This window comes from Acidovorax sp. GW821-FHT10E03, assembly GCF_059415205.1.
The window spans coordinates 172,014-196,228 of the sequence record NZ_JBWKMU010000011.1 but is presented as its reverse complement, the minus strand read 5'-3'; the positions used below and the strand labels follow the sequence as shown (position 1 = coordinate 196,228).

Here is a 24,215-nt window from a genome sequence, read left to right as displayed (position 1 = left end):
TCAAATGCGGATCCCGTCTGGCATCAATCCTTGTACATGTCGGCTATGCATCGCGGTATAAGCCGCTTCCAGGTGCCTCGCAAATTGCCGCGCATCAAATAGTGGCGAGACAACTTTCTGCTCCGCCAGTCTGGCGCGCAGCGCCTGCAAGCGCCCCGGGTCCTGCGCCAGCGCAATTGCCAGGGCCTCGTATTCGGCCGCGTCCCGGGTCACTAACTCCTGCATGCCCACGGCATGGAGCAGGCTGGACGCCACGCGGGCAGCAAACGACCTGCCCTGGCAGGTAAGCACTGGGAGCTCCGCCCACAGCGCATCGCTGGCTGTCGTGTGGGCGTTGTAGGGTAACGTGTCCAGGAACAGGTCGGCGCAGCGATGGCGCGCCAAGTGCTCATCCAACGGCATGCGCGGTGCGAACACCAGCCGCTCTGGAGCAACACCTCGCGCCTGCGCTTCACCGCGCAAATTGGTCACTACGCTGGCATTACCTTCAAAAAGCCACAGAACACTGCCTGGTACAGCGCGCAAGATACGCATCCAGCTATCGAAAACGAGTGGGCGAATTTTGTAATTATTGTTGAAGCAACAAAATACGAACCCCGCACTTGGAAGCCCCAGTTCCTCACGAGTGAATACCCTGTCACTGATTCTTCGCTTCGCGTCATTGACTTGGTAGCTGTGCGGCAAGTACACAACCTTCTCAGAAAAAAACTCCCTCTCGGCATCCGGAATGACCACCCTGTCGGCCATCACATAATCCATATATGGTGCCCCTGTCGTTCCTGGATATCCCAGGTAACTAACCTGTACGGGCGCACAACGATGAGAAAAAACTCCAAAACGTTGGTCTGTAGTGAAGCCTTTCAAATCGACAGCAATGTCTATGCCCAGCTCCCTTGACATACGGGCAACATCAGCATCCCGGTGCTCACGCACATCGATAAAATGATCGAAGCTGGCAACCAAGCGTTCTCGCATTGAATCATGGATATTTGGCCCGCTTGAAAATGCAAACCATTCAAAATGCTGCCCATCATGCTCCTCAAACAGCTCCGCCATGAGATATGCAGTCGCATGACCATAAAAATCAGCAGAATAGTAGCCAACGCGAATTTTTTCAGATGACGCATGCTGAGGAATTGCACCCAGAGAATGATTCTCTGGGAAATCCGCCTTCACCCGATTAATAGCAGCTCGCATTTGCAGCGAGGGCGAATCAAACAACGACAACGCAACAAAAGGTGGCACATTATTTTCACCAGCAAGAATGCTTTCTTCGCAGCGTTTCAAATCGGCAGATAGCTCACTCCAGTCGCAAGAATGAACACGGCTATTCACAATCCAGCCGAACAAATACTGGTTATCTGGCTGCATATCCGACGCAGCCAGGAAGTCTGCTAGAGCCTCTGCATGTCTGTTGAATCGTACGTGGAGACCCGCACGGTTAAAGTACAGGCCGGGCCTGTCAGGAGCCAACCGGATTGCCAAGTCGTACATGTCCAGCGCATCTGCAAACAGCCCTGCGTCGGTCAGCACCACCGCCAGAAGTGCAAGGATGTCCAAGTCATGGGGTTGCAGCGCAGAAGCCTTTCGCAGCACAGGCACGGCTTGGTCGTACCGGGCCAGCGCATGTAATGCCTGCCCCAGGTTCTTGTACGCTGGCACCAGCTTTTCGTCTGACTGAATGGCTGCTTGAAAATGCGGTACCGCCAACTCCCATTGTTCCTTCTGGGCCAGGATGGCGCCTTTACCGTTGTGGGCCTGAGCATGTAGCGGTTGCAGTGCGAGCAACCGGTCGAAGCCAGCTAGCGCCTCATCGGTGCGGCCTAGTGCTGCATTCAACGTTGCAAGGTTCAACAGGGCATCGACGTAATTGCCGTCCAATGTCCAGGCCTGCTGGTAGCACGCCAACGCCTCGTCCAACCGATCGAGCGCCCGAAGCGCGGTTCCTTTGTTGTTGTGGGCGGTAGCCATTCGGGGTTGGACGGCGATAGCCAGATCGTAGCTTTGGAGGGCCTCTGAAACCCGTCCAAGCTCAACCAATGTCTTTCCCCGGTTGACATGAGCCTCGGCAAAATCGGAGCGCAGTGCAATGGCGCGATCAAAATGCGCCAGTGCCTCTTCACGCAGTCCCAATGCACCCAGTGCAAGCCCGCAGTTGACATAGGGCGCGGGATCCCTCGGCTGCTGCTCAATCGCTTGACCAATCAAATCGCATGCAGCCTGGTGATGCCCCGTCTGGTACGCCAAAACGCCCAGCATGTGCAAGGCTCCAAAATGGCGCGAATTGACCTGCAGGATGGCGTTATACATTTGATTCGCTTGTGTCAACTGCCCCTGCTGGTGCAAACGTATGGCCTGCTCAAACAATGCCGTTTGCTGGGTCTGGAGACTCCGTGGAGGGCGGCCACCCAAGTTGTATTTGATGCTCATGATCAGAAAGTGCGGCCATACAAGGGCACGCGCAAGATAGTTGTGTAAGCGAACGCATCGCCATGAACTCTGATTGTGCGGGAGGCCGCGGCCGCGGCCGCGGCCTCGCCCAACGCAGTCGCTCCCTGCCACATATCAGGCCTCGGAGGACGGGTAGATTTTGCGGTACAGCGGGTCCACCAGCATCAGCACCGCGATCAGCCGGCACACCTGGAACGCCGTGACCACCGGCACGCCCAGCTGCAGCACCTTGGCGGTGATGGCCATCTCGGTGATGCCTCCGGGCGAGGTCCCCAGCAGCAGGGTGACCCAGGGCAGACCTGTCGCCCAGGCCAGCGAGGCCGCGAACAACGCGCACACCCCCATGAGCACCAGGGTGCCCACCGCCACCGACACGAGCCAGCGCGGCGCCGTGTGCAGAAAATCCGCACGAAAGCGGACCCCCAGGCTCACGCCGATGACCAGTTGCGCCGCATTCACCATCGCCTGGGGCACGGCGGACAGGGTGATGCCTGCCATGGTGAGCCCCATGGACACCAGCATCGCGCCCATGAACCACGGGTTCGCCCGGCCCAGCCTGCCCATCAGCAGGGCCCCGGCCCCCGTCAGCAGCGCCATCAGCGCCAGACCGGGTGCGCTCACCACCCGGGCCGTGGGCGGCAGGATGTCCAGGCCATGCAGTCCGCTCCATTGCAGCGCGAAAGGGATCGTGACCGTGACGATCAGCAACCGCAGGCTGTGGCTGGCCGCCACGAGGTCGGTGCGGGCGTTCTCGCGTTCGGACAGCAGGGTCATTTCGGATGCCGCACCGATGGCCCCCGAGAAGTAGCTCGTGGCCCGCAGCATCGGCGCAGGCACCCCGTGCATGCGCGGCGCATGCACCCTGTACAGCCAGGCGCCAAACAGCCAGCCCAGGAACAGCGCCCACACGATGCCCAGCGCGATGGCCCACCAGAGCCCGCCAATCAGTCCCACGACCTGGGGCGTGAAGTACAGGCCCAAGGCGGCGCCAATGGTCCACTGCCCCGCATTGCGCAAGGGCCCCCAGCTTTCCGTGGGCCCGCCAGCGATGGACACCACCGAAGTGGCCAGCAGCGGGCCGATCATCCAGGGCAGCGGGGTGTGAAGGGCTGCGCAGCCGATCGCGCAAGCCAGAGCGAGCAACAGGGTCAGGAGGATACGGAGAAACAGATTCATGGCAGCGGGGGCTCGGTATCGGCATCGGAAAGGACCAAACCCCGGCGGGCACCATACCCGCACCTCCTGCCCCTCGACATGTTCCAAATGGAACGGGGGGCATCGCGGAATGGCACAGCGGGGGCGGATGCCAGACACGCGCTGGCTCCGCCTCCCGGGGCTCAGCCGGCGTCCGCCTCCTTGAAATAGGCAATGGTCCGGCGCAAGCCCGCGTCAATGTCGACGCGGGGGGCCCACCCCCCCAGCAGCTGGCGCGCCAGCGAAATGTCGGGCTGCCGCTGCCGGGGATCGTCTCCCGGGAGCGGGTGGTAGGTGATCCGCGCGGACGAGCCCGTCCCTGCGAGGATTTTCTGCGCGAGTTCCAGGACGGTGAACTCCCCTGGATTGCCCAGATTGACCGGTCCCGCCACCTCGTCCGGCGTGGCCATCATGCGCACCAGGGCTTCCACGAGGTCATCCACGTAGCAGAAGCTGCGGGTCTGCGTCCCCGCCCCGTAAACGGTCAGATCCGCCCCGCGCAGCGCCTGGATGATGAAGTTGGAGACCACCCGGCCGTCATCCGGACGCATGCGCGGGCCATAGGTATTGAACAGCCGCACGACCTTGGTGCGCACGCCATGCTGGCGCCGGTAGTCGAAGAACAGGGTCTCCGCGCAGCGCTTGCCCTCGTCGTAGCAGGCCCGCACACCGATGGGATTGACGTTGCCCCAATAGGACTCAGGCTGCGGATGCACGCCGGGGTCGCCATACACCTCGCTCGTCGAGGCCTGAAGAATCACGGCATGGCACTTGCGGGCCAGCTCCAGCAGATTCATGGCACCCAGCACGCTGGTGCGCAGGGTCCGCAGCGGATCGGACTGGTAGTGCACGGGCGACGCGGGGCAGGCCAGGTTGTAGATCTCGTCCACTTCGGCATCCAGGGCCTGGACGACGTCGTGGCAAAGCACACGAAACCGCGGCGAGGCCAGGAGGTGGGCGATGTTCTTTTCCAAGCCGGTGGAGAAGTCGTCCACGCACAGCACCGCATGGCCATCCTTCAGCAGGCGCTCGCACAGATGGGAGCCAAGAAAGCCAGCGCCTCCCGTGACCAGGATTTTTTTTTCCGTCGTCATGCTGCCATGGCCCCGAGTGCATCCGCAGCGCTGCGGCCCACGGTCAGATAGTCGAACCCCAGGGCCCGCATGGAGCGCGGCTCGTACAGATTGCGCCCGTCCACGACAAGGGGCTGCCGCAGGGCCGCCCGCAGGGCATCGAAATTGGGACTGCGAAACACCTGCCATTCGGTCACGATCAGCAAGGCGTCTGCACCGCGCGCGGCGTCAATGGGATCCTGGGCATAGCTGATGTGTTCGAGCAGTTCGGGCCGGTCGCGCAGATCCTCCTCCAGGCAACGGCGGGCCTCCTGCATGGCCACCGGATCGAAGACCCGAAGCACCGCCCCGCGCTCCAGCAATTCACGGACCAGCACCCGGCTGGAAGCCTCGCGCATGTCATCGGTATTGGGCTTGAAGGCAAGCCCCCACACCGCCAGCTGACGGCCGGAAAGATCCGGTCCGAGCCGCTGGGCGAGCTTGTCCACCAGCAGCCGCTTCTGTCTATCGTTGACCTGTGCCACCGCCGCGAGCAATCGCAGCGGCAGCCCGACCTCCTCGCCCATACGCTGCAACGCAGTCACATCCTTGGGAAAGCAGCTGCCGCCATAGCCCACGCCCGGGTAAAGAAAGCTCTCACCAATGCGCGGATCCGCGCCGATACCCACGCGCACGGGTTCGATGTCCACACCCAGCCGGTCGGCCAGGTTGGCCATCTCGTTCATGAAACTGATGCGCGTGGCCAGCATGGCGTTCGCCGCATACTTGGTGAACTCGGCACTGCGCCGGTCCATGCAGATGACGCGGTCGTGGCCATGCCCGAACGGGCGGTACAACTCACGCATGAGGTTGCCGGCCCGCAGCTCCTGCGGCGTGTCGCCGCAGCCGAGAATGATGCGGTCGGGCCGCATGAAGTCCTCGATCGCGCTGCCTTCCTTGAGGAATTCTGGATTGGACACCACGGCGTAGCCAGGGGCCGGGTCCGCGCCTTCCCCGCGTCGCGCCAGCGTGGCGGCGACAGCACGGTGCACCGCTTCGCCCGTGCCGACGGGCACCGTCGACTTGTTGACGATGACCTTGAAGCCCGTCATGTGCGTGGCAATGGCACCAGCCACATCGAATACATGGCGCAGATCCGCACTGCCGTCCTCCGCAGAAGGAGTGCCCACCGCGATGAACTGAACATCCCCGTGGGCCACTCCGCGCGCCATGTCGGTGGAGAACCCCAGCCGGCCCGCGCGGGAGTTGCTGACGACCAGCTCCTGCAGCCCGGGCTCATAGATAGGCACTTCTCCGCGCTGAAGGGCTGCAATCTTGTCGGCATCCGTGTCGATGCACAGGACATCATTGCCCAGTTCCGCAAGGCACACCCCGGTGACAAGCCCTACATAACCGGTTCCGAACAGGGTGAGATTCATTTTTGGAGTCAGAGCAAAGTTGTGGAATTGGCACGCGCTGCGTACGCACCCGTGACGGCGCCAGCCACCGCTGCTCGGGGCTGCCAAGGAGGAAGCATCACACCTCGATCACATCGGGAGGCAAACCCTGGCACAAGCGGTCGTACATGGTGGTGTACGCCGATTCCACATGGCGTGCGAAGAGCCTGGCATCGAACAGCGGCGACACAGGGCCCTCCCTGCGCAGTTTGCCGCGAATATGCCCAAGCTGCGAGGGGTCACGGGCCAGCTCAATCGCCCGCGCCTCGAAATCGCCCTGGGTCTGCGCGATGAGTTCCGGCAGTCCGACGGCGCACAAGAGACTGGCAGCCACGCGGCTCGCGAATGACTCCCCCATGCATGTCAACACCGGCAACCCCGCCCACAAAGCATCGCTGGCGGTGGTGTGCGCGTTGTAGGGCAGGGTGTCCAGGAACAGGTCCGCCAGCCGCAAGCGCGCCAGATACTGGTCCATGGGCATGCGCGGTGCAAACACCAGGCGCTCCGCGGAAATCCCCCGGGCCTGCGCCTCGCGCCGCAAGTTCCGCGCGGCTGTCGGGTTGTCTTCCAGCAGCCACAGCACGCTGCCTTCGACAGCGTGGAGGATGCGCATCCAGCCGCCGAAAGTGGGTGGCATGATCTTGAAATTGTTGTTGAAGCAGCAAAAGACAAACCCGCTGGCTGGCAGACCCACCTCCTCGCGAGTAAATTCGCGCTCCGCAATCTTGCGCCGCGAATCGTTGACCTGGTAGCTGTGGGGAAGGTAGACCACTTTTTCAGTGAAATGGGCCTGGGATTGAGGCGGGATCACCACCTTGTCGGCAATCACGTAGTCCATGCAGTCGGCCCCGGTGGTACCCGGATAGCCCATATAGCTGGCCTGGACAGGGGCACACCGGTGGGAAAAGCAACCCAACCGGCTCGCCATGGTAAAACCCATCAGGTCAATGGCGATATCGATACCGAGTTCCCGAGAGAGACGGGCGATCTCGATATCACTGCGCTCACGGACATCCAGAAAATGATCAAACGCCGCCGCCACGCGCTGGCGCATCCTATCCTGTACGTCAGGCCCCACGGAGAAGGCGAACCACTCGAACCGCTCGCGGTCATGCACCTCAAAGAGCTCGGCGATCAGGTGCGCCATGGGGTGATCTCGAAAATCTGCCGAGTAGTACCCCACGCGGATTTTTCCGTGCCTTGCACGTGCAGGAATGGCGCCCAGTGCCGGAGCAGGAAGCTCGCGCTCGGCCTGGAGCCGCGCCGTCTCCTTGTGAAGCGCGGGCACATCGAACAATGACAACGCAATGAACGGCTCCAGCGCGTGCTTCTGGTGTGTGACTGCCTGCTGCAGCTGAAGGATCTCCTCCTCCAGACCCTGCCAAATGCAACCATTCACCTTCGCCGTGGCGATTTCGCACTGCAGCACAGGAATCGGGGCAGACAGGCGCTGAGCCAGGTACAACTGCTGCAATGCTTCGTCATACCGCTTCATCTCCCGCAGAAGCCTGCCCATGAGGAATCTGGACTCCCCTTGCTGGGGCCGAAGCTCGACCGCGCGGCGGACATCCGCCAGCGCGTTTTCCAGGTTTCTCAGTTGCAGTTGCGCCTCGCCCCGGTTGTTGTATGCCTCTGCGTACTGAGGCTGGAGGGCCAGTGCCCGGCTGAAGCTGGCAACTGCTTCGGCATAACGCCCCAACCGAAGCAAGGCCGTGCCCCGATTGTTGTGCGGCTCCGGTATCTCGGGTGCGCGCGCTATCACTTCGTCCATGCATTCCAGGGCTTCTCCAAACTGCTTCATCTGCAGGTGCACGCAGCCCAGATTGAAACGCGCCTGCGCATTCCCGGGCTCCATCGCCAGCACGCGGCGGTAGCTTTCCATGGCCTCCGGCAACCGGCCCAGCGTTTGCAGGACGGTTCCGCGGTTGTAGTGCGCCAGCACCAACCCCGGCGAAAGCGCGATGACCTGGTCGAATGAGGCCAAGGCCTCTTCGTTGCGCTGCAGGCGCAGCAGGGCGTTGCCGCGGTTGAAGTACGGATCGACGTAATCGGGCTTGAGTGCGATGGCCCGGTCGTAGGCACGAATGGCGTCGGCAGTCCGGTTGGACAGCAGCCAGTCATTTCCCCGCGTGTTGCAAGCTGTCGCGTCATCGGGGAGGGCTGGCTCAGGGGCGACTCTATTGCCCGACACCAGGCCCGTGCCGTAGTTGATTCCGAACTTGAAACCAGGCGGTGTGGAAGATAGGGAGCCCACCTTGAAGGGCTGGCCAAAATGGGGTTTCTTTGCGTCGGTCAAGGTGCGTCCCGGTGCAGATGAGAGAGTGACATCCCGTGATGGTAAACACCTGCACGGCTCCAGTCCCGATCCGCCCTCCACCCGGGTGCCATCGGCCTCTGGACCTGAGAGGCTCCGGGGGCAAGGCTCCGCTCGCTCCGTCTAGTCAACCGTTCCGGAACACGGGTACTGCGGCACCCGGCTCAATCACGGCACACGGGGGCGCTGCAGAGGGCACCACCGTGTCAGGCAGCGCCGCGGCGGCGCGCCATCTCCCGCCCCATCCCGTCCAGCGCAGCGGGCTCCAGCAGGTGCAGCGCCGCCGGGTAGGCTTCCTGCTCCTCGCGGCGGATATGGCCTGCATAGCGGTCCGCAAATCGATCAAGGAGCGCCTCCTCCGATTCCGCGAATCCCTGGATGGCTCCTTGTTCCAGCGCCTGCAGCGCAACCCGTGCTGCAGCCCAGTCCGCCACCATGCGGACATGGTCGTCCTGCAGGCTGCGCACCAGCGCCAGGACCCCGGGCTCGGCCTGGGCGAGCAGCAGCGGGAAGACGTGGAGTTCCTCGTCTTCATGGTGCAGCGGTGCGGCGATGTCGAAATACCGCAGCACGTCGCGCGCCGCCTGGCGGGCGCTCTCGTCGGCACCCTGCAGGCGCACATGGGCGCGCAGGCGGCCCAGCAAGGCCAGCGAACGCTGCACGCGCTCATGGCAGGCCTCCAGCATGGCGAAGGGTTGCTCGAACCCGACGGCCGGCGCGCTGAAACCGGGGATATGGCGGGCGGATGGGGCGGGCCAGGCCATCTGCGCCTCAGCCGAACCGGACGGGCTGTCCCTGCCGGTCGAAGGGTATATACGCCCCATGGGACCCACCCTTGATCGCATCGACCATGCGTTGCAGGGGCGCCTGGGCATCCGCACTGGTGGGTGCCTTGTCCAGCGTGCCCGACAGGGCTGCTGCGAACACCATGGCCCAGTCATGGCCCGGGGCGCTGAACTGGCTGGCCTCTTCCACCAGCGCACTGAACGAAGGCAGCTCCTGCGGCGCCTTGTCCACGCACATCAGCGGCACCAGGGCTCCGCCCTGCCCCGCTTCGAAGCGGGCACGCTGGGCCGGGCTGGCGTCGTCCGGCAGCTCCACCGCGGCAAACACGAACAGGAGGCGCTGGGGCTCGGGCTGCAGGCGCGCAGCCTGCAGCAGGTCGTCAAAACTGGAAATGTCCATGAAGGTTTCTATGAAATGAAAGGAAAGGAATCGCCGGGCGCGCCCCGCTTCAGAAGCCGGGCAGCACCACGCCCTGCTGTGCGTCGAGCGTGCTCACATAGCTGTCCGCCGCGGGCCGGGCACGCGCGGCCTTGCGCGACTGCACGGTCCCGATGCTGACAAAACACAGCGCCTGCTCCCAGGGGGCCAGCTGGAACAGCCCCCGCAGCCCGCCCGACGTGAGGGCCTTGCCGCTCGTGAGCGCCGACCCATACCCCTGCGCTGTGGCCATGAGCAGCATGTTCTGCACCGCGCATCCCGCGGAAACCAGGCGCTCGGACAGGTCGATGCCGGGGTCGCCGCATTGCCCGTTCACCACCACCAGCATCAGCACCGGTGCCCGGTAGGCCTTCTCGCGCGCCTGCTCGGCCTGCGCCAGCGTGGCTGCGGGATCGCGCTCACGCAGGGCCTGGGCAAACACATCGGCCAGCGCCGGGCGCGCTGCCTCGGGCACCAGCACGAAGCGCCACGGCACCAGCTGGCCGTGGTCCGGTGCGTGGGACGCGGCGTTGAGGATCTGCGCCAGTTCCAGGGCACTCGGCCCCGGGGCGGCCAGCCGCTTGGGCAGGATGGTCTGGCGCGACTGGATCAGCGCCGCGGCCATGGCGGCGACATCCTCCGGCGCGGCGGCCGCGCGTGCAGCGCCATGCGCCGCAGGGGGCACGGGCCGGGGCGTGTGGTTCAAAGGCCAGGGAATGACAGCCATGGAATATCCTTGAAAAGGTGCTTCAGCCCGGACGGCCATCGGCCCGCACCCGGCCATACCACCGGCCCAGCCGGACGCCCCACACGCCCATGGTGACGGCCCACAGGCACGCTGCCAGCGGCAGCAGCCAGGCCCACGCGATACCGAAAACACCCGGCACCGCCGACGCGATGCGCAGCACCGTGGCCGCCTGCAGCAGCCAGAACAGCGACCACGCGATGCGGTCGGCGACCAGAGCCCGGCCACTGTGCCCGCACGACACCCGCGTCACCATGGCCAGCATCAGCGACGCCAGGCAGCCCATGGTCAGCGCGTGCAGCGCGCCCAGGCCCAGCGTTCCCAGGCCAAAGCCCCAGGCCAGCCACTGCGACAGGCCTCCGAGCACGAAAGCCAGCCCCAGCCACAGAAATCCGATGTGCAGCATCGCCAGCAGCCGGTTCCTGAGGCTTTGCACCAGCCCCCACACGCAGGCCAGCCAGACCAGCACGCCCCCCACCACCAGCTGCAGCGTGCCGTGCACCAGCGTCCAGGCGGGCCCCGCCTGGGTGGCGGGCAGCCCGGCCCACTCCAGCCAGGCGGCGAGCACCTGCAGCAGCGCGGCGGCGAGCATGAGCCACAGCACCCAGAAGGGCCGCCACGCCTGCACCATGGGCATGGCGCTGGAGGTGAAGAAGGGGATCATGCGGTGCGCCACCGTGACGTAGACCACGACGACAAACCCCCACAGGCCGGTGAACACCCAGGCGCGGGCGAGCGCATGTGTTCCCACGGCAAGGCTCAGCCACAGGCCCGCGAGGCTGAGGCAGCCCAGCGCGCAGGCGCCCGCGACGACACGCGCATGCAATTGGTCCTGCGCCTGGCTCTGGCGCACACGGCCCCAGAACAGCGCCGACATCCACACCAGGCCAACGGCCGCCAGCGCCAGCCCCGCGAGGGCCGCGCCAATGCGCCAATGCGCGCCCGCCAGCCACAGCAGCCAGCCCGCGGCCTGCGCCACCAGGGGTGCGCGCAGCGCCTGCGCCGGCAGGGGCGCCACCCCGAGCCATTTGGGGCCGGCCGTGAACAGGAAACCCGCAAAGAACAGCGGGATGAAGCCGAATGCCATCACGACCGAATGCACGAGCGTGGGGGACAGCGCATAGTAAAGGCCCCACCAGCCGGTGGACCTGGCCACCTGCACCAGCGCCCACCATCCCCCCGACGCCACCAGCACCACCATGGCCAGGAAGAAACCCAGCCGGTGCGGTGCCAGCATGAGGTAGCGCCAGCGCCACCGCGTGTCCAGCGCGGCCAGCACCTCAGGCGACGGTTTTCCCGCCGCGGGGCGCACGGGAATGACCGGCCGGGAGGTCACCCACAGGTCCCCAGGTGTCCACACTGCGTGCAGTAGTCGCAGCCGTCCTTGCGGATCACGGCGTGGGCGCCGCATTCGCTGCACTTCTTGCCCGCCATGGCCTGCGGCACGGCCACCGGCGGCGGCGCGGGTTCGTCCAGGGGCAGCTGCTGCTGCACGGGGTCGGCCACGCGGCGCGCCAGGATGTTCTGGATGGCATAGGCCATGGCCGCCACTTCGGAGTCGTGCCACATGGGCACCAGGGTGCCATCGTCCTTGCGGTGCTGCCCCAGGCGCACCGGGCCCCGGTCCCAGGCCACCTTGCGCATGTCGGACAGCGCCCGCTCCAGGAAGCCGCCGCGCGCCGCCAGCGACAGCATGCGCATGCTGGAGGTGATCCACTGCTGCGATTCACCGCTCTGGCCCACGGGCATGAAGAACTCGATGGCGCGGTCCACCGTGCCGTTGCCAACCCCCGTGGGCACGGGCAGGAACGACACAATGAGGTACAGCGTCTTGTGGCCTTCCTGCGTCCAGTACTCGAGCTTTTCGGCCACGGCCGAAAGGCCGCCTTGGGGGCGGCTTTCGATCACGGTACGCATGGGGTCCACCGCAGGTGCGGGGGGTGCTACAGATGCTGGTTCAGGCGCGGCGTGGGTTTCCAGCACCGATCCCAGGATGGCATTGGGCCGGTAGGTGGCCAGGCCCTTGAGCCTGGCGCGCCAGGCCTGCAGGTACAGGTCCTTGAAACCTTCGTAGGGATAGTCGGCCGGGATGTTCACCGTCTTCGAAATAGCCGTGTCCACAAAGGGCTGCACGGCCTCCATCATCGCAATGTGGCCTTCAGCCGGCATGGCCAGCGCCGAGACGAAGTAGTCCGGCAACGCCTCCACATCGCCGCCCAGCTCGCGGTACAGCCGCCAGGCGTGGTCCTCGACAGCGTACTCCGAGGTGCTGCCGTCGGACTCGCGCTTCTTGCGCTTGTACATCCACGAGAAAGGAGGCTCGATGCCGTTGGAGGCGTTGTCGGCAAAGGCCAGGCTCACGGTGCCCGTGGGGGCGATGGACAGCAGGTGGCTGTTGCGGATGCCGTGCTGGCGGATGGCGGCCTTGAGCGAATCGGGCAGGCGGCTGGCGAACGTGCCCTCCGACAGGTAGGGCTCGGCCTGGAACTTGGGGAACACCCCTTTCTCGCGCGCCAGGTCCACCGAGGCGGCATAGGCGGCATCGCGCATGCACTCGGCGATGCGCGCGGCCATGGTGCGGCCCTCGGGCAGGTCGTAGCGCAGGCACAGCATGGCCAGCGTGTTGCCCATGCCGGTGAAGCCCACGCCGATGCGCCGCTTGGCCATGGCCTCGTCGCGCTGCTGCGGAAGCGGCCAGTAGGTCACATCGAGCACGTTGTCCAGCGCGCGCACCTGCAGCGCCACGGCCTTCGTGAACGCATCGAAATCAAACGCGGCCACGCCCCCGAAACCGAAGGGATGGCGCACAAAGCGGGTCAGGATGATGGGGCCGAGGTCGCAGCACCCGTACGACGGCAGCGGCTGCTCGCCACAGGGGTTGGTGGCCGCGATGTCTTCGCAATAGTGCAGGTTATTGTCTTCGTTGATGCGGCCCAGGAACAGGATGCCGGGCTCGGCGAAGTCATAGGCCGACTTCATGATCGTGTCCCACAGCTCGCGCGCGGGCACCGTGGCGTAGACCCACTGGCCATCGGCGCGCTGGCGGGCTCCCTGGGCCAGCAGGGCAGTGCCGGGGCGTGCCTTGTGCACCAGCTCCCACGGCGCGCTGTTCTGCACGGCATGGATGAACTCGTCGGACACCCCCACCGACACATTGAAGTTGTTCCAGCGCCCCGGCGTGCGCTTGGCCGTGATGAATTCGTGCACATCCGGGTGGTCGATGCGCAGCACACCCATCTGCGCGCCCCGGCGCGCGCCCGCGCTCTCCACGGTGGAGCACGACTGGTCGAACACGTTCATGTAGCTGCACGGCCCCGAGGCCATGGACGCGGTGCCCTTGACCTGCGCGCCCTTGGGCCGGATGCGCGAGAAGTCGTAGCCCACGCCGCCGCCCCGGCGCATGGTTTCCGCTGCCTCGCGCAGCGCCTCGTAGATGCCCGGGAAACCCTCGTCGTCCACACCCTGGATGCAATCGCCCACGGGCTGCACGAAGCAGTTGATGAGCGTCGCCTGGATGTCGGTGCCCGCCGCGCTCATGATGCGGCCCGCCCCGATGGCGCCCGCCTTCAGGTTGGCCAGGAACAGGGTTTCGTACTTTTCGCGGAGTTCTGGTTTTTCGACCGAGGCCAGGGCCCGCGCCACGCGCTGGTACAGCTCGTCGGCGGTGGTTTCCCCGGGTTTGAGGTATTTCTCACGCAGCACATCCAGGCTGATGGGCTGCAGGGACGAGGTGGGCTTGAGGGGGGGCTGGGGTTCGCGTTTCATGGGGGCCGATGATTTGGGTTTCACGCCAGTGAGGTCTTGCGTTCCATCAAGAGGGACTCATTCCTCGCGGATCTGCCACGAGCATGCCCGACAAGGTCAAAGCTCGTCCAGAAGAACCTGCCCATCATGCTCCACGTACGGATGGTAAGGACCGGTTCCGCTGTTGTCCGCCCGCGAGGCCGGCACAAAACCGCCCGTCTTGACATCAAACACATGGACTTCTCCTTCCTCGATCACATAGTGCCAGCCGTGCAGGCTGATCTGGCCCGACTGCACGCGGCTGCGCACCATGGGGTACTCCATGAGGCGTTCGAGCTGCAGCACCACCGCGCGCTGCTCGGTGCGGCGCAGCACCTCGGGGCCAGCCTGCATCGGCAGCAGGGCCTCGCGCCCCAGGTCCAGCCAGCGGCTCAGGTTGGGCGCTTCGGGCGAAACCTCACCATACATCGCCTTGATAGCCCCACAGTGACTGTGGCCGCACACCACGATGCGGCGCACCTGCAGGTTGAGCACCGCGAACTCGATGGCCGCCGTGGTGCCATGGTGGCCATGAGATCCGTCATACGGCGGGATGAAGGCACCCACGTTGCGCACCAGGAAAAGCTCCCCCGGGCCCGCGCCCGTGAGCAGGTAGGGCACCAGGCGCGAGTCGGAGCAGCCGATGAACAGGGTGGTCGGGTGCTGCCCTTCGTCCACCAGCGCCTGGAACTGCTCGCGGTACTGGGGAAAGGCGTCGTTGTGGAAACGGCGCAGGCGATCAAGCAGCTCGTCGGGCATGGGCAGGCAATCGGGTGGCGTGCGGTGCAACTACTGTACAAGCGGCGAGTCGGCCGCGTCCAGCGACACGCCTTCCACCACGGCCGCGCCCGCCAGCACCTGCAGGTACTGGCGCAGGGCGTTCACCCAGGCCTGCTGGCGCAGCGTGAGGGCGATGGCCCGGCGCACTTCCTCGAACGACGGCTGCTGCCCCGGGTCGCGGGCCACCACCTCCACCACATGCAGGCCAAACCGGCTGTGCACCAGGCGTGCGAGCACGCCGATCTCGGCGCTGCCAAACACCTCGCGGGCGAACTCGGGGGCGCAGTCGGCGCGGGTCAGCCAGCCCAGGTCGCCGCCTTGCTGGCCGCTGGGGCAGTTGGACCACTGCGCAGCCGCCTCGGCAAACTTCGCGCCACCATCGTCCGCGCAGCGCAGGTCGATCAACATGGCCTCGGCACGCAGCCGCAGCTGCTTCACGTCCACGCCCGGCGTCACGGCGAACAGCACGTGGCGCAGCTGGGCCCGCTCGCCATGGGCGTGTGCCGCAGGGTGGGCGTCGTGGTAGCGGCGGCAGGCTTCTTCCGACGGGTCGGGGATGGGCAGCTCGCGCTCCAGCAGCTGCTCGATGGCATTCGAGGCCTCGGTGCTGATGGCGCCTTCGACACCCGGCACGTCGTCCTGCGCCAGCAGGCCGCCTTGCTGGGCCGCCTGTCGCAGCAGCTCGGTGCAGGCACGCTGGCGCAGGGCCTCCTCATCCAGCCACTCGGCCGTTGAATTCAATGCCACGCCGTTGATGCGCGCCACCGGGGCCTGCCCCATGGGCTGAGGGGTTGCCATGGCGGGCGAGTCTGCCATGGCAGTCGCTCCTACCGTGGCGGAGAGCGCCTCGTAGGCGGCCGTCTGCTCCGGGGAGAGCATGCTTTGGGGGGCGCTCTGGCTGGTTGCGCTGGTGCCGCAACCGCAGCTACCGGTTCCACATCCGCTCATGGTGTGCTCCTTTTGTGATGCGAAATCAAGCGCCACGGCGGTCTTGCGACTGCATGTGGCCGGGCGGCAGGTTCAGGCGGCGCGCACGCACTACCTGATAGGGGCGCAGCACATAGGCCAGCGTGCCAAAGCCGCTCCACACATGCACCAGGCGGGTGAAGGGGAAGATCAGGAAGATACTCATGCCCAAGAACATGTGCGTCTTGAAGATCCAACCCGCACCGGCCAGCAGATCGACCGCGCCACTGCGGAAAGTGACGATGCGTTGCCCCCACTCAGCCAGGCGCATCATCATGGAGCCGTCCAGATGTTGTGCCGACAGCGGGATGGTGGCCAAGCCCAGCGCCAGTTGCACCCACAGCAGCACCAGGATCAGGATGTCGCTGGTCTTGGAGGTGGCGCGGATGCGCGCATCCGACAGGCGGCGGTGCAGCAGGAGGGACAGGCCCACGAAACCCATCAGGCCTGCAATGCCCCCCGACACCATGGCCATGAGCTGCTTGGCGCCTGCGCCGATGAAGTGCTCATACAAGAAGTGCGGTGTGAGCATGCCCACGGTATGGCCAAAGAACAGGAACAACACCCCCACATGAAACAGGTTGCTGCCCCAGCGCAGGCTGCCGGTGCGCAGCAGCTGGGAGGAATCGCTTTTCCAGGTGTACTGGTCGCGGTCGAACCGCGCCCAGCTGCCGATGAAAAAGACAGCGAGGCAAATATAGGGATAGATGCCAAACAACAGGGTGTCAAGCCAGGCGGTCATACGGAGACTCCTTCTGGTGCCCGCTCGGCGCGGGGGGTACGAACAAAATGCAGAGGCTGCGGCTGGTCGGGCTTGGACTGGCCCTGGGTGCTGCAACCGCCAAACGCTTCGGGCTCGGCCCAGGCCTCGTCCATGGACGGCTCGGGCGTGAGCGCCACCGACTGCACGCGCTGGCCCGACACTTCGAGCACCGCAGCAATCACGCTGGCATAGGGGCTGTTGCGCGCCACCAGCGCGCTGAACAGCGCGTTCAGGATGTGGGCCATTTCGCCCAGGAACTCCCTGGCCACCTCCACCGGCTGGGTGGAGGCGAACTCCAGCACCACGGGCAGGTGGTCGGGCAGCTCTTCGGCTTCGAACTTCAGGCCCGCCTTGTCGTAGGTCTGCAGCAGGTCGATGAGCGCCGGCCCCCGGTCGCGCGAATCGCCGTGCACATGCTCGAACAGGTGCAGCGAGGTCTGGCGGCCCCGGTCGAAGTTGTCCACGTAGCGGGCCTCGGCTTCCAGCGGGTCGATTGCCGCAAGGTGCTGGCACACGGCTTCGAGTTCGGCCATGCGCTCGGGGGTCAGCGCCTGCTCCACCTGCAGCGCGTCGATGAGCTGCGGCATCACGCTGCGCAGTTGCGCATCGGGGTAGCTCAGCAGGTAGCCCAGGGCGCGCAGGGTCAGGCGCACGGAGGTCGGGTTCTTCTTGAACATGGTGATTCCTTTGCCTGTGCTTCAGACCGTGGCTTTGATCGGGATCGTGCGGGGCTTCTTTCCGCCGAACATGCTGGTCTCGGTGGCGCCATCGGAACAGCCGTTGCCAAACGAGAAGCCGCAACCGCCCCGGATGTCGAACGCGTTCTCGGCGTACTCGCGGTGGGCCGACGGGATGACGAAGCGGTCCTCGTAGTTGGCAATCGCCATCACGTGGTACATCTCCTCCACCTCGGCCATCGACAGGCCCGCCTGCTTGAGCACGGCCAGGTTCTGGCGCTGCTCCACATGCTTGTCGCGCTGGTAGGTGCGCATGGCCAGCATGCGCTCGAGCGCCCGCACCACGGGCCCCGTGTCGCCTGCGGTCAGCAGGTTGGCCAGGTACTGCACGGGAATGCGCAGCTGCGACACATCGGGAATGTCGCCATTCACGCCCACATGGCCCGCGTTGGCGGCAGCCGTGATGGGCGAGAGCGGCGGCACATACCAGACCATGGGCAGCGTGCGGTATTCGGGGTGCAGCGGCAGGGCCACCTTCCATTGCACGGCCATCTTGTAGACCGGGCTGTTGCGGGCGGCGTCCATCCAGCTGTCCGGAATGCCGTCGATGCGGGCCTGGCGGATCACATCGGGGTCGTTCGGGTCCAGGAAGATGTCGAGCTGCGCCTGGTACAGGTCGCGGTCGCGCTCCACGCTGGCGGCTTCCTGGATGCGGTCTGCGTCATACAGCAGCACACCCAGGTAGCGGATGCGGCCCACGCAGGTTTCCGAGCACACCGTGGGCTGGCCCGCCTCGATGCGCGGGTAGCAGAAGATGCACTTCTCGGCCTTGCCCGACTGCCAGTTGTAATAAATCTTCTTGTAGGGGCAGCCCGAGACGCACATGCGCCAGCCGCGGCACTTGTCCTGGTCGATCAGCACGATGCCATCTTCCTCGCGCTTGTAGATCGAGCCGCTGGGGCACGACGCCACACACGCCGGGTTCAGGCAGTGCTCGCACAGGCGCGGCAGGTACATCATGAAGGTGTTTTCGAACTGGCCGTAGATGTCCTTTTGCACATCGTCGAAGTTCTTGTCCTTGCTGCGCTTGCTGAACTCGCCGCCCAGGATTTCTTCCCAGTTCGGGCCCCACTCGATCTTCTCCATGCGCTTGCCGGTGATCAGGCTGCGCGGGCGGGCCGTGGGCGCGGCCTTGCTCTCGGGCGCGGACTGCAGGTGGTCGTAGTCGAACGTGAAAGGTTCGTAGTAGTCGTCGATCTGCGGCAGGTTGGGGTTGGCGAAGATGCGCATGAGCAGCTTCCACTTGCCGCCCTGGCGGGGCGCGATGGAGCCGTCCGGGCTGCGTACCCAGCCACCGTTCCACTTGTCCTGGTTTTCCCATTCCTTGGGGTAGCCAATGCCGGGCTTGGTTTCTACGTTGTTGAACCAGGCGTATTCCACCCCGGGGCGGCTGGTCCAGACGTTCTTGCAGGTGACGGAACAGGTGTGGCAACCGATGCACTTGTCCAAGTTCAGCACCATGCCGATTTGTGCGCGAATTTTCATCGTGTTTCTCCTTGTCTTCGGCTTCAGGCGTGGGCTGCTGCGCTGGACGTTGGCTCGTCATCGAGCCAGTCCACGCGGTCCATCTTGCGCACCAGCACGAACTCGTCGCGGTTGGTGCCGATGGTTCCGTAGTAGTTGAAGCCGTAGCTGTACTGCGCGTAGCCACCAATCATGTGGGTGGGCTTGAGCACGATGCGGGTGACCGAGTTGTGGATGCCGCCGCGCGTGCCGGTGATCTCGGAGCCGGGGGTGTTGATGATCTTCTCTTGCGAGTGGTACATCATCACCATGCCGGGGTTCACGCGCTGGCTCACCACCGCGCGGGCCGCGATGGCGCCGTTGGCGTTGAAGAGTTCGACCCAGTCGTTGTCCACGATGCCGGCGACCTTGGCGTCGTCTTCGCTCAGCCACACCACCGAGCCACCCCGGTTCAGCGTGAGCATCATCAGGTTGTCGCTGTACGTGCTGTGGATGCCCCACTTCTGGTGCGGCGTGATGAAGTTCAGCTGGATTTCCTTGTTGCCGTTGGGCTTCTTGCCTTCGACCTCGTGCAGCGTCTTCAGGTGCACCGGTGGGCGGTAGCTCACAAAGCCTTCACCGAAGTCACGCATCCACGGGTGGTCCTGGTAGAACTGCTGGCGGCCCGTGAGGGTGCGCCATGGGATGTACTCGTGCACGTTGGTGTAGCCGGCGTTGTAGCTGACCTTTTCGCTCTCCAGCCCCGACCAGGTGGGCGAGCTGATGATCTTGCGCGGCTGCGCCTGGATGTCGCGGAAGCGGATCTTTTCGTCCTCGCGGTGCAGCGCCAGGTGCACGTGGTCGCGCCCGGTCTGCTTGCCCAGGGCCTCCCAGGCCTTGCAGGCCACGTGGCCGTTGGTTTCGGGGGCCAGCATCATCACCACTTCGGTGGCGTCGATGTCGGTCACGATGCGGGGCATGCCCTGCGTCACGCCTTCTTCCTTCACACGGCCGTTCAGGTCACCCAACTGGCCCACCTCGGTCTGCGTGTTCCAGCCGATGCCCTTGCCGCCATTGCCGGCCTTGTCCATCAAGGGGCCCAGGGCGGTGAAGCGCTTGTAGAGGTTGGGGTAGTCGCGCTCGACCACCGTGACCTGCGGCGCGGTCTTGCCGGGAATGAGTTCGCACTCGCCGTTCTTCCAGTCGCGCACGCCATAGGGCTGCGCCATTTCACCGGGGGTGTCGTGCATGATGGGCGTGAGCACCACGTCCTTTTCGACGCCGAGGTGGCCCACGCTGACCTCGCTCACGGCCTTGGCGAAACCTTTGTAGATCTCCCAGTCGCTCTTGGCCTGCCATGCAGGGTCCACTGCGGTGGACAGCGGATGGATGAAGGGGTGCATGTCGCTGGTGTTGAGGTCGTTCTTCTCATACCAGGTGGCCGTGGGCAGCACGATGTCGGAGTACAGGCAGGTGGTGCTCATGCGGAAGTCGAGCGTGACCAGCAGGTCCAGCTTGCCTTCGGGCGCGTGGGTGTGCCACTGCACTTCCTCGGGCTTGGCTTCGTCCTTGCCCAGGTCCTTGCCCTGCACGCCGTGGGTGGTGCCCAGCAGGTGCTTGAGGAAGTATTCATGCCCCTTGCCCGACGAGCCCAGGATGTTGGAGCGCCACACGAACATGTTGCGCGGCCAGTTGGACGGATGGTCCGGGTCCTCGCAGCTCATCGTGAGCGTGCCGTCCTTCAGAGACTTGACGACGTAATCCTTCGCGTCCATACCCGCGGCAGCGGCATCCTTGGCCACCTGCATGGGATTGGTCTTGAGCTGGGGAGCCGATGGCAGCCAGCCCATGCGCTCGGCGCGCACGTTGTAGTCGATCTGCGCACCGTGGTAGGCCTTCTTGTCGGCCAGGGGCGAGAGGATTTCCTCCATGCCCAGCTTCTCGTAGCGCCACTGGTCGGTGTGGGCGTAGAAGAAGCTCGTGCTGTTCATCTGGCGGGGTGGGCGGATCCAGTCCAGCGCAAACGCCAGCGCCGTCCAGCCGGTCTGGGGCCGCAGCTTTTCCTGGCCCACGTAGTGCGCCCAGCCGCCACCGCTCTGGCCGATGCAGCCGCACAGCATCAGCATGTTGATGATGCCGCGGTAGTTCATGTCGCAGTGGTACCAGTGGTTCATCGCCGCGCCGATGATCACCATGGACTTGCCATGCGTCTTGTCGGCGTTGTCGGCGAACTGGCGCGCCACGGTGATGATCTGCTCGCGCGGCACGCCGGTGATGGCCTCTTGCCAGGCAGGGGTGTAGGGGCGGTCGGCGTCGTAACCGCCACCGGGCTCTTCGCCGGGCAGGCCCCGGTCAATGCCGTAGTTGCCTGCCAGCAGGTCGAACACCGTGGCCACCATCACGCGGCCCTGGGCTTCGTGCCCGGCCAGCTCCAGGTGGCTCACCGGCACGCGGCGCACCATCACGTCGCCACCTTGTTCGTTGGCCGTGAAGTTGGGCGTTGCCACACCGCCAAAGTACGGGAAGGCCACATCAGCCACGTCATGGGCCTGCGCGCCGTCCTCGATCACCGACAGCTTGAGCTTGACGGTGTTGCCGGTGCGTGCCTCTTTGTTCTCCAGGTTCCACAGACCCTGGTCGGAGCGGCCGTCGGCCCCCCAGCGAAAGCCGATGGAGCCATTGGGCAGCGTGACCTGGCCCAGCTCGTCGTAACCCACCGTCTTCCAGTCGGGATTGTTGGACTGGTCGAGCTGGCCGGGGAAGTCGCTGGCGCGCACATAGCGGTCGGGCACCATCACCGTGCGGCCATCGGGCAGCGTCTTTTCCTTCAGCACCACCAACAGCGGCAGGTCGGTGTAGCGGCGTGCGTAGTCGTCAAAGTACGCCGAGCGGCCCTTGCCGCCGTCCTTGAAGTAGAACTCGTTCAGGATCACATGGCCCATGGCCATGGCCACAGCAGCGTCGGTGCCCTGCTTGGGGTGCATCCACAGATCACCCAGCTTGGCCACTTCGGAATAGTCGGGCGTGATGGACACGACCTTGGTGCCCTTGTAGCGCACCTCGGTCAAGAAGTGCGCATCGGGTGTGCGCGTCTGGGGCACGTTGGAGCCCCAGGCAATGATGTACGAGCTGTTGTACCAGTCGGCCGACTCGGGCACGTCGGTCTGCTCGCCCCAGGTCTGCGGGCTGCTGGGTGGCAGGTCGCAGTACCAGTCGTAAAAACTCATGCACACACCGCCAATCAGGCTCAGGTAGCGTGAGCCAGCGGCGTACGAAATCATCGACATGGCCGGGATGGGCGAGAAGCCGATGATGCGGTCCGGCCCGTGCTTCTTGATCGTGTACACGTTGGCCGCGGCGATCATCTGGTTGACTTCGTCCCAGGTGCTGCGCACGAAGCCGCCCAGGCCCCGCTGCTTTTGCCATTCGCGCTTGGAGGCGTCGTTCTCGACGATGCTGGCCCAGGCGTCCACCGGGCTCTTGGCCAGGGCGATGGCGGCGCGCCAGTGCTTGAGCAGGCGGCCACGCACCATGGGGTATTTCACGCGGTTGGCGCTGTACAGGTACCAGCTGTAGCTGGCGCCGCGCGCGCAGCCACGGGGCTCGTGGTTGGGCAGGTCGGGCCGGGTGCGGGGGTAGTCGGTCTGCTGGGTTTCCCAGGTGACGATGCCGCCCTTGACATAGATCTTCCAGCTGCAGCTGCCCGTGCAGTTCACGCCGTGCGTGCTGCGCACGATCTTGTCGTGCGCCCAGCGGTCGCGGTAGGCGTCTTCCCAGGTGCGGTCTTCACCGTTGGTTTCGCCGTGGCCCTGGGCAAAGGTCTCGCGGGGCTGCGAGAAGTACGAAAGGCGATCGAGGAAATGGCTCATCGGGGGCTCCTTGTTCTGTCTTGTTCAGGTGTGCTCAGCAAGGCATGGCGGCGTTCTTGCGCGCGTAGTGCCACCAGGTGATGACGATGCAGACGATGTAGAACGCGAAGAACGTCCACAGCGCGGCATGGGGGCTGCCGGTCAGGGCAATCGAGCTGCCATAGCTCTTGGGAATGAAGAACCCGCCGTAGGCGGCCATGGCGGCGGTGAAGCCCAGCGTGGCCGCGCCCAGGGTGTTGCCTTCCTTGTTGGCATGCGCGATGGCGGCCGGGTCGTTGCGGTCCACGCCGCGCATGGCTTCGGTCAGGAAGATCACGGGGATCATGCGGAAGGTGGAGCCGTTGCCGATGCCGGTGGTGAGGAACAGCACCAGGAAACACACGAAGAAACCCGCGAACTGGCCTTCGTTGCCGCCGGGGCCGCCGGAGGGCAGGAAGAACGTGACGCCCACCACCGCGATGGCCATGACGATGAAGTTCCACAGCGTGACGCGTGCGCCGCCGAGCTTGTCGGCCAGCCAGCCGCCAAAGGGGCGGATCACGGCGCCCACCAGCGGGCCCAGCCAGGCATAGGCCAGGGGGTTCACGCCGGGGAACTGGCTCTTGATGAGCAGCGGAAAGCCCGCCGCATAGCCGATGAACGAGCCGAAGGTGCCGAGGTACAGCACGCACATCAGCCAGTTGTGCTTGCGCCTGAAGATCGCGGCCTGCGCGGCGAACGAGGCGCGCGCGTCGGCGATGTCGTTCATGCCGAACCAGGCGGCCAGCGCCGTCAGCGCGATCCATGGCACCCAGATGAAGGCGGCGTTCTGCGTCCACACCTGCACGGTCTGGCCGTTCTTCACGATGGTCTGGCCTTCGCCGCCAAAGATGCCGAAGATGCCGGCCGTGACCACGAGCGGGCTCAGGAACTGCACCACCGACACGCCCAGGTTACCGAGGCCCGCGTTCACCCCCAGCGCCGAGCCCTTGCGCTCCTTCGGAAAGAAGAAGCTGATGTTGGCCATGCTGGAGCTGAAGTTGCCGCCGCCCAGGCCACACAGCAGCGCCAGGATGAGCATGGTGGGGTAGGCCGTGGTGTTGTCCTGCACCGCAAAGCCGATGCCGATGGCGGGGATCAGCAGCGAGGCGGTGGAGATCGCCGTCCAGCGGCGTCCGCCCACGAGCGGCACCATGAATGAATAGAAGATGCGCAGCGTGGCACCCGAGAGCGCGGGCGCCGCCGCCAGCCAGAACAGCTGGTTGGTCGAATACTTGAACCCGAGGCCCGGCAGGCTCACGGCGACCACGCTCCAGACCTGCCAGATGGCGAAGGCCAGGAACAGCGCGGGCACCGAGATCCACAGGTTGAGCTTGGCGACGGCCTCGCCTTCGCGCTCCCAGAACGACTTGTCCTCCGGAGCCCAGAGGGTGAGCAGGCGCCCCTGGCGCCCGCTGGTGGTGGTGGCAGACATGGTGA

17 protein-coding genes are annotated in these 24,215 nt (G+C 65.2%); all 17 read right to left on the bottom strand.

Features of this window, described 5'->3' with window-relative positions:
* A complete protein-coding gene (locus AC07OD_RS20155; protein ID WP_494597874.1) occupies positions 1–2,430 on the bottom strand; it encodes a tetratricopeptide repeat protein in 2,430 nt (809 codons plus the stop codon).
* Positions 2,431–2,565: 135 nt separating this feature from the next.
* The gene (locus AC07OD_RS20150; protein WP_494597873.1) at positions 2,566–3,627 is read right to left on the bottom strand and encodes an AbrB family transcriptional regulator; all 1,062 of its coding nucleotides are present in this window, start codon (positions 3,625–3,627) and stop codon (positions 2,566–2,568) included.
* 161 nt (positions 3,628–3,788) lie between these two features.
* Complete coding sequence (locus tag AC07OD_RS20145) at positions 3,789–4,739, bottom strand: UDP-glucuronic acid decarboxylase family protein (RefSeq protein WP_218341378.1); 951 nt, start codon at positions 4,737–4,739, stop codon at positions 3,789–3,791.
* Positions 4,736–6,136, bottom strand: a complete 1,401-nt coding sequence (locus AC07OD_RS20140) for a UDP-glucose dehydrogenase family protein (RefSeq protein ID WP_494597872.1) — start codon at positions 6,134–6,136, stop codon at positions 4,736–4,738. The genes AC07OD_RS20145 and AC07OD_RS20140 overlap by 4 nt, the downstream gene beginning before the upstream one ends.
* Positions 6,137–6,233: 97 nt before the next feature.
* Positions 6,234–8,450 (bottom strand): O-linked N-acetylglucosamine transferase, SPINDLY family protein, encoded by a 2,217-nt coding sequence (locus AC07OD_RS20135; RefSeq protein ID WP_494597871.1) that lies wholly within the window; start codon positions 8,448–8,450, stop codon positions 6,234–6,236.
* 224 nt (positions 8,451–8,674) lie between these two features.
* A complete protein-coding gene (locus AC07OD_RS20130) occupies positions 8,675–9,232 on the bottom strand; it encodes a hemerythrin domain-containing protein (RefSeq protein WP_494597870.1) in 558 nt (185 codons plus the stop codon).
* A gap of 7 nt (positions 9,233–9,239) precedes the next feature.
* A complete protein-coding gene (locus AC07OD_RS20125; protein ID WP_492254477.1) occupies positions 9,240–9,653 on the bottom strand; it encodes a ribonucleotide reductase subunit alpha in 414 nt (137 codons plus the stop codon).
* A gap of 49 nt (positions 9,654–9,702) precedes the next feature.
* Entirely contained in the window at positions 9,703–10,398 is a 696-nt protein-coding gene (locus AC07OD_RS20120) for a nitroreductase family protein (RefSeq protein WP_494597869.1), read from the bottom strand.
* Between the two features lie 22 nt (positions 10,399–10,420).
* Positions 10,421–11,752 (bottom strand): NnrS family protein, encoded by a 1,332-nt coding sequence (locus AC07OD_RS20115; RefSeq protein WP_494597868.1) that lies wholly within the window; start codon positions 11,750–11,752, stop codon positions 10,421–10,423.
* The gene (locus AC07OD_RS20110) at positions 11,749–14,181 is read right to left on the bottom strand and encodes an adenosylcobalamin-dependent ribonucleoside-diphosphate reductase (RefSeq protein WP_494597867.1); all 2,433 of its coding nucleotides are present in this window, start codon (positions 14,179–14,181) and stop codon (positions 11,749–11,751) included. The genes AC07OD_RS20115 and AC07OD_RS20110 overlap by 4 nt, the downstream gene beginning before the upstream one ends.
* Positions 14,182–14,277: 96 nt before the next feature.
* A complete protein-coding gene (locus tag AC07OD_RS20105) occupies positions 14,278–14,958 on the bottom strand; it encodes a carbonic anhydrase (RefSeq protein WP_492245692.1) in 681 nt (226 codons plus the stop codon).
* Between the two features lie 30 nt (positions 14,959–14,988).
* Complete coding sequence (locus AC07OD_RS20100) at positions 14,989–15,795, bottom strand: peptidylprolyl isomerase (RefSeq protein WP_218341431.1); 807 nt, start codon at positions 15,793–15,795, stop codon at positions 14,989–14,991.
* A 157-nt stretch (positions 15,796–15,952) separates the two neighbouring features.
* Positions 15,953–16,687, bottom strand: coding sequence for a respiratory nitrate reductase subunit gamma (gene narI, locus AC07OD_RS20095; RefSeq protein WP_218297307.1), 735 nt, complete (start codon positions 16,685–16,687; stop codon positions 15,953–15,955).
* Positions 16,684–17,385 carry a nitrate reductase molybdenum cofactor assembly chaperone gene (narJ, locus tag AC07OD_RS20090; protein ID WP_218297308.1) on the bottom strand — a complete coding sequence of 234 codons (702 nt, stop codon included), beginning with the start codon at positions 17,383–17,385 and terminating at the stop codon, positions 16,684–16,686. The genes narI and narJ overlap by 4 nt, the downstream gene beginning before the upstream one ends.
* A gap of 21 nt (positions 17,386–17,406) precedes the next feature.
* On the bottom strand, positions 17,407–18,930 hold the full coding sequence (gene narH / locus AC07OD_RS20085) for a nitrate reductase subunit beta (RefSeq protein ID WP_492245694.1): 1,524 nt from the start codon (positions 18,928–18,930) through the stop codon (positions 17,407–17,409).
* A gap of 23 nt (positions 18,931–18,953) precedes the next feature.
* Positions 18,954–22,757, bottom strand: a complete 3,804-nt coding sequence (locus AC07OD_RS20080; RefSeq protein ID WP_494597866.1) for a nitrate reductase subunit alpha — start codon at positions 22,755–22,757, stop codon at positions 18,954–18,956.
* A gap of 34 nt (positions 22,758–22,791) precedes the next feature.
* On the bottom strand, positions 22,792–24,210 hold the full coding sequence (locus AC07OD_RS20075) for an MFS transporter (RefSeq protein WP_218297311.1): 1,419 nt from the start codon (positions 24,208–24,210) through the stop codon (positions 22,792–22,794).
* Positions 24,211–24,215: the final 5 nt, after the last annotated feature.

Coding starts and splice junctions, on each gene's coding strand:
- AC07OD_RS20155 (WP_494597874.1), bottom strand. CDS start 2,430: ATGAGCATCAAATACAACTTGGGTGGCCGCCCTCCACGGAGTCTCCAG.
- AC07OD_RS20150 (WP_494597873.1), bottom strand. CDS start 3,627: ATGAATCTGTTTCTCCGTATCCTCCTGACCCTGTTGCTCGCTCTGGCT.
- AC07OD_RS20145 (WP_218341378.1), bottom strand. CDS start 4,739: ATGACGACGGAAAAAAAAATCCTGGTCACGGGAGGCGCTGGCTTTCTT.
- AC07OD_RS20140 (WP_494597872.1), bottom strand. CDS start 6,136: ATGAATCTCACCCTGTTCGGAACCGGTTATGTAGGGCTTGTCACCGGG.
- AC07OD_RS20130 (WP_494597870.1), bottom strand. CDS start 9,232: ATGGCCTGGCCCGCCCCATCCGCCCGCCATATCCCCGGTTTCAGCGCG.
- AC07OD_RS20125 (WP_492254477.1), bottom strand. CDS start 9,653: ATGGACATTTCCAGTTTTGACGACCTGCTGCAGGCTGCGCGCCTGCAG.
- AC07OD_RS20120 (WP_494597869.1), bottom strand. CDS start 10,398: ATGGCTGTCATTCCCTGGCCTTTGAACCACACGCCCCGGCCCGTGCCC.
- AC07OD_RS20110 (WP_494597867.1), bottom strand. CDS start 14,181: ATGAAACGCGAACCCCAGCCCCCCCTCAAGCCCACCTCGTCCCTGCAG.
- AC07OD_RS20105 (WP_492245692.1), bottom strand. CDS start 14,958: ATGCCCGACGAGCTGCTTGATCGCCTGCGCCGTTTCCACAACGACGCC.
- AC07OD_RS20100 (WP_218341431.1), bottom strand. CDS start 15,795: ATGGCAGACTCGCCCGCCATGGCAACCCCTCAGCCCATGGGGCAGGCC.
- narI (WP_218297307.1), bottom strand. CDS start 16,687: ATGACCGCCTGGCTTGACACCCTGTTGTTTGGCATCTATCCCTATATT.
- narJ (WP_218297308.1), bottom strand. CDS start 17,385: ATGTTCAAGAAGAACCCGACCTCCGTGCGCCTGACCCTGCGCGCCCTG.
- narH (WP_492245694.1), bottom strand. CDS start 18,930: ATGAAAATTCGCGCACAAATCGGCATGGTGCTGAACTTGGACAAGTGC.
- AC07OD_RS20080 (WP_494597866.1), bottom strand. CDS start 22,757: ATGAGCCATTTCCTCGATCGCCTTTCGTACTTCTCGCAGCCCCGCGAG.
- AC07OD_RS20075 (WP_218297311.1), bottom strand. CDS start 24,210: ATGTCTGCCACCACCACCAGCGGGCGCCAGGGGCGCCTGCTCACCCTC.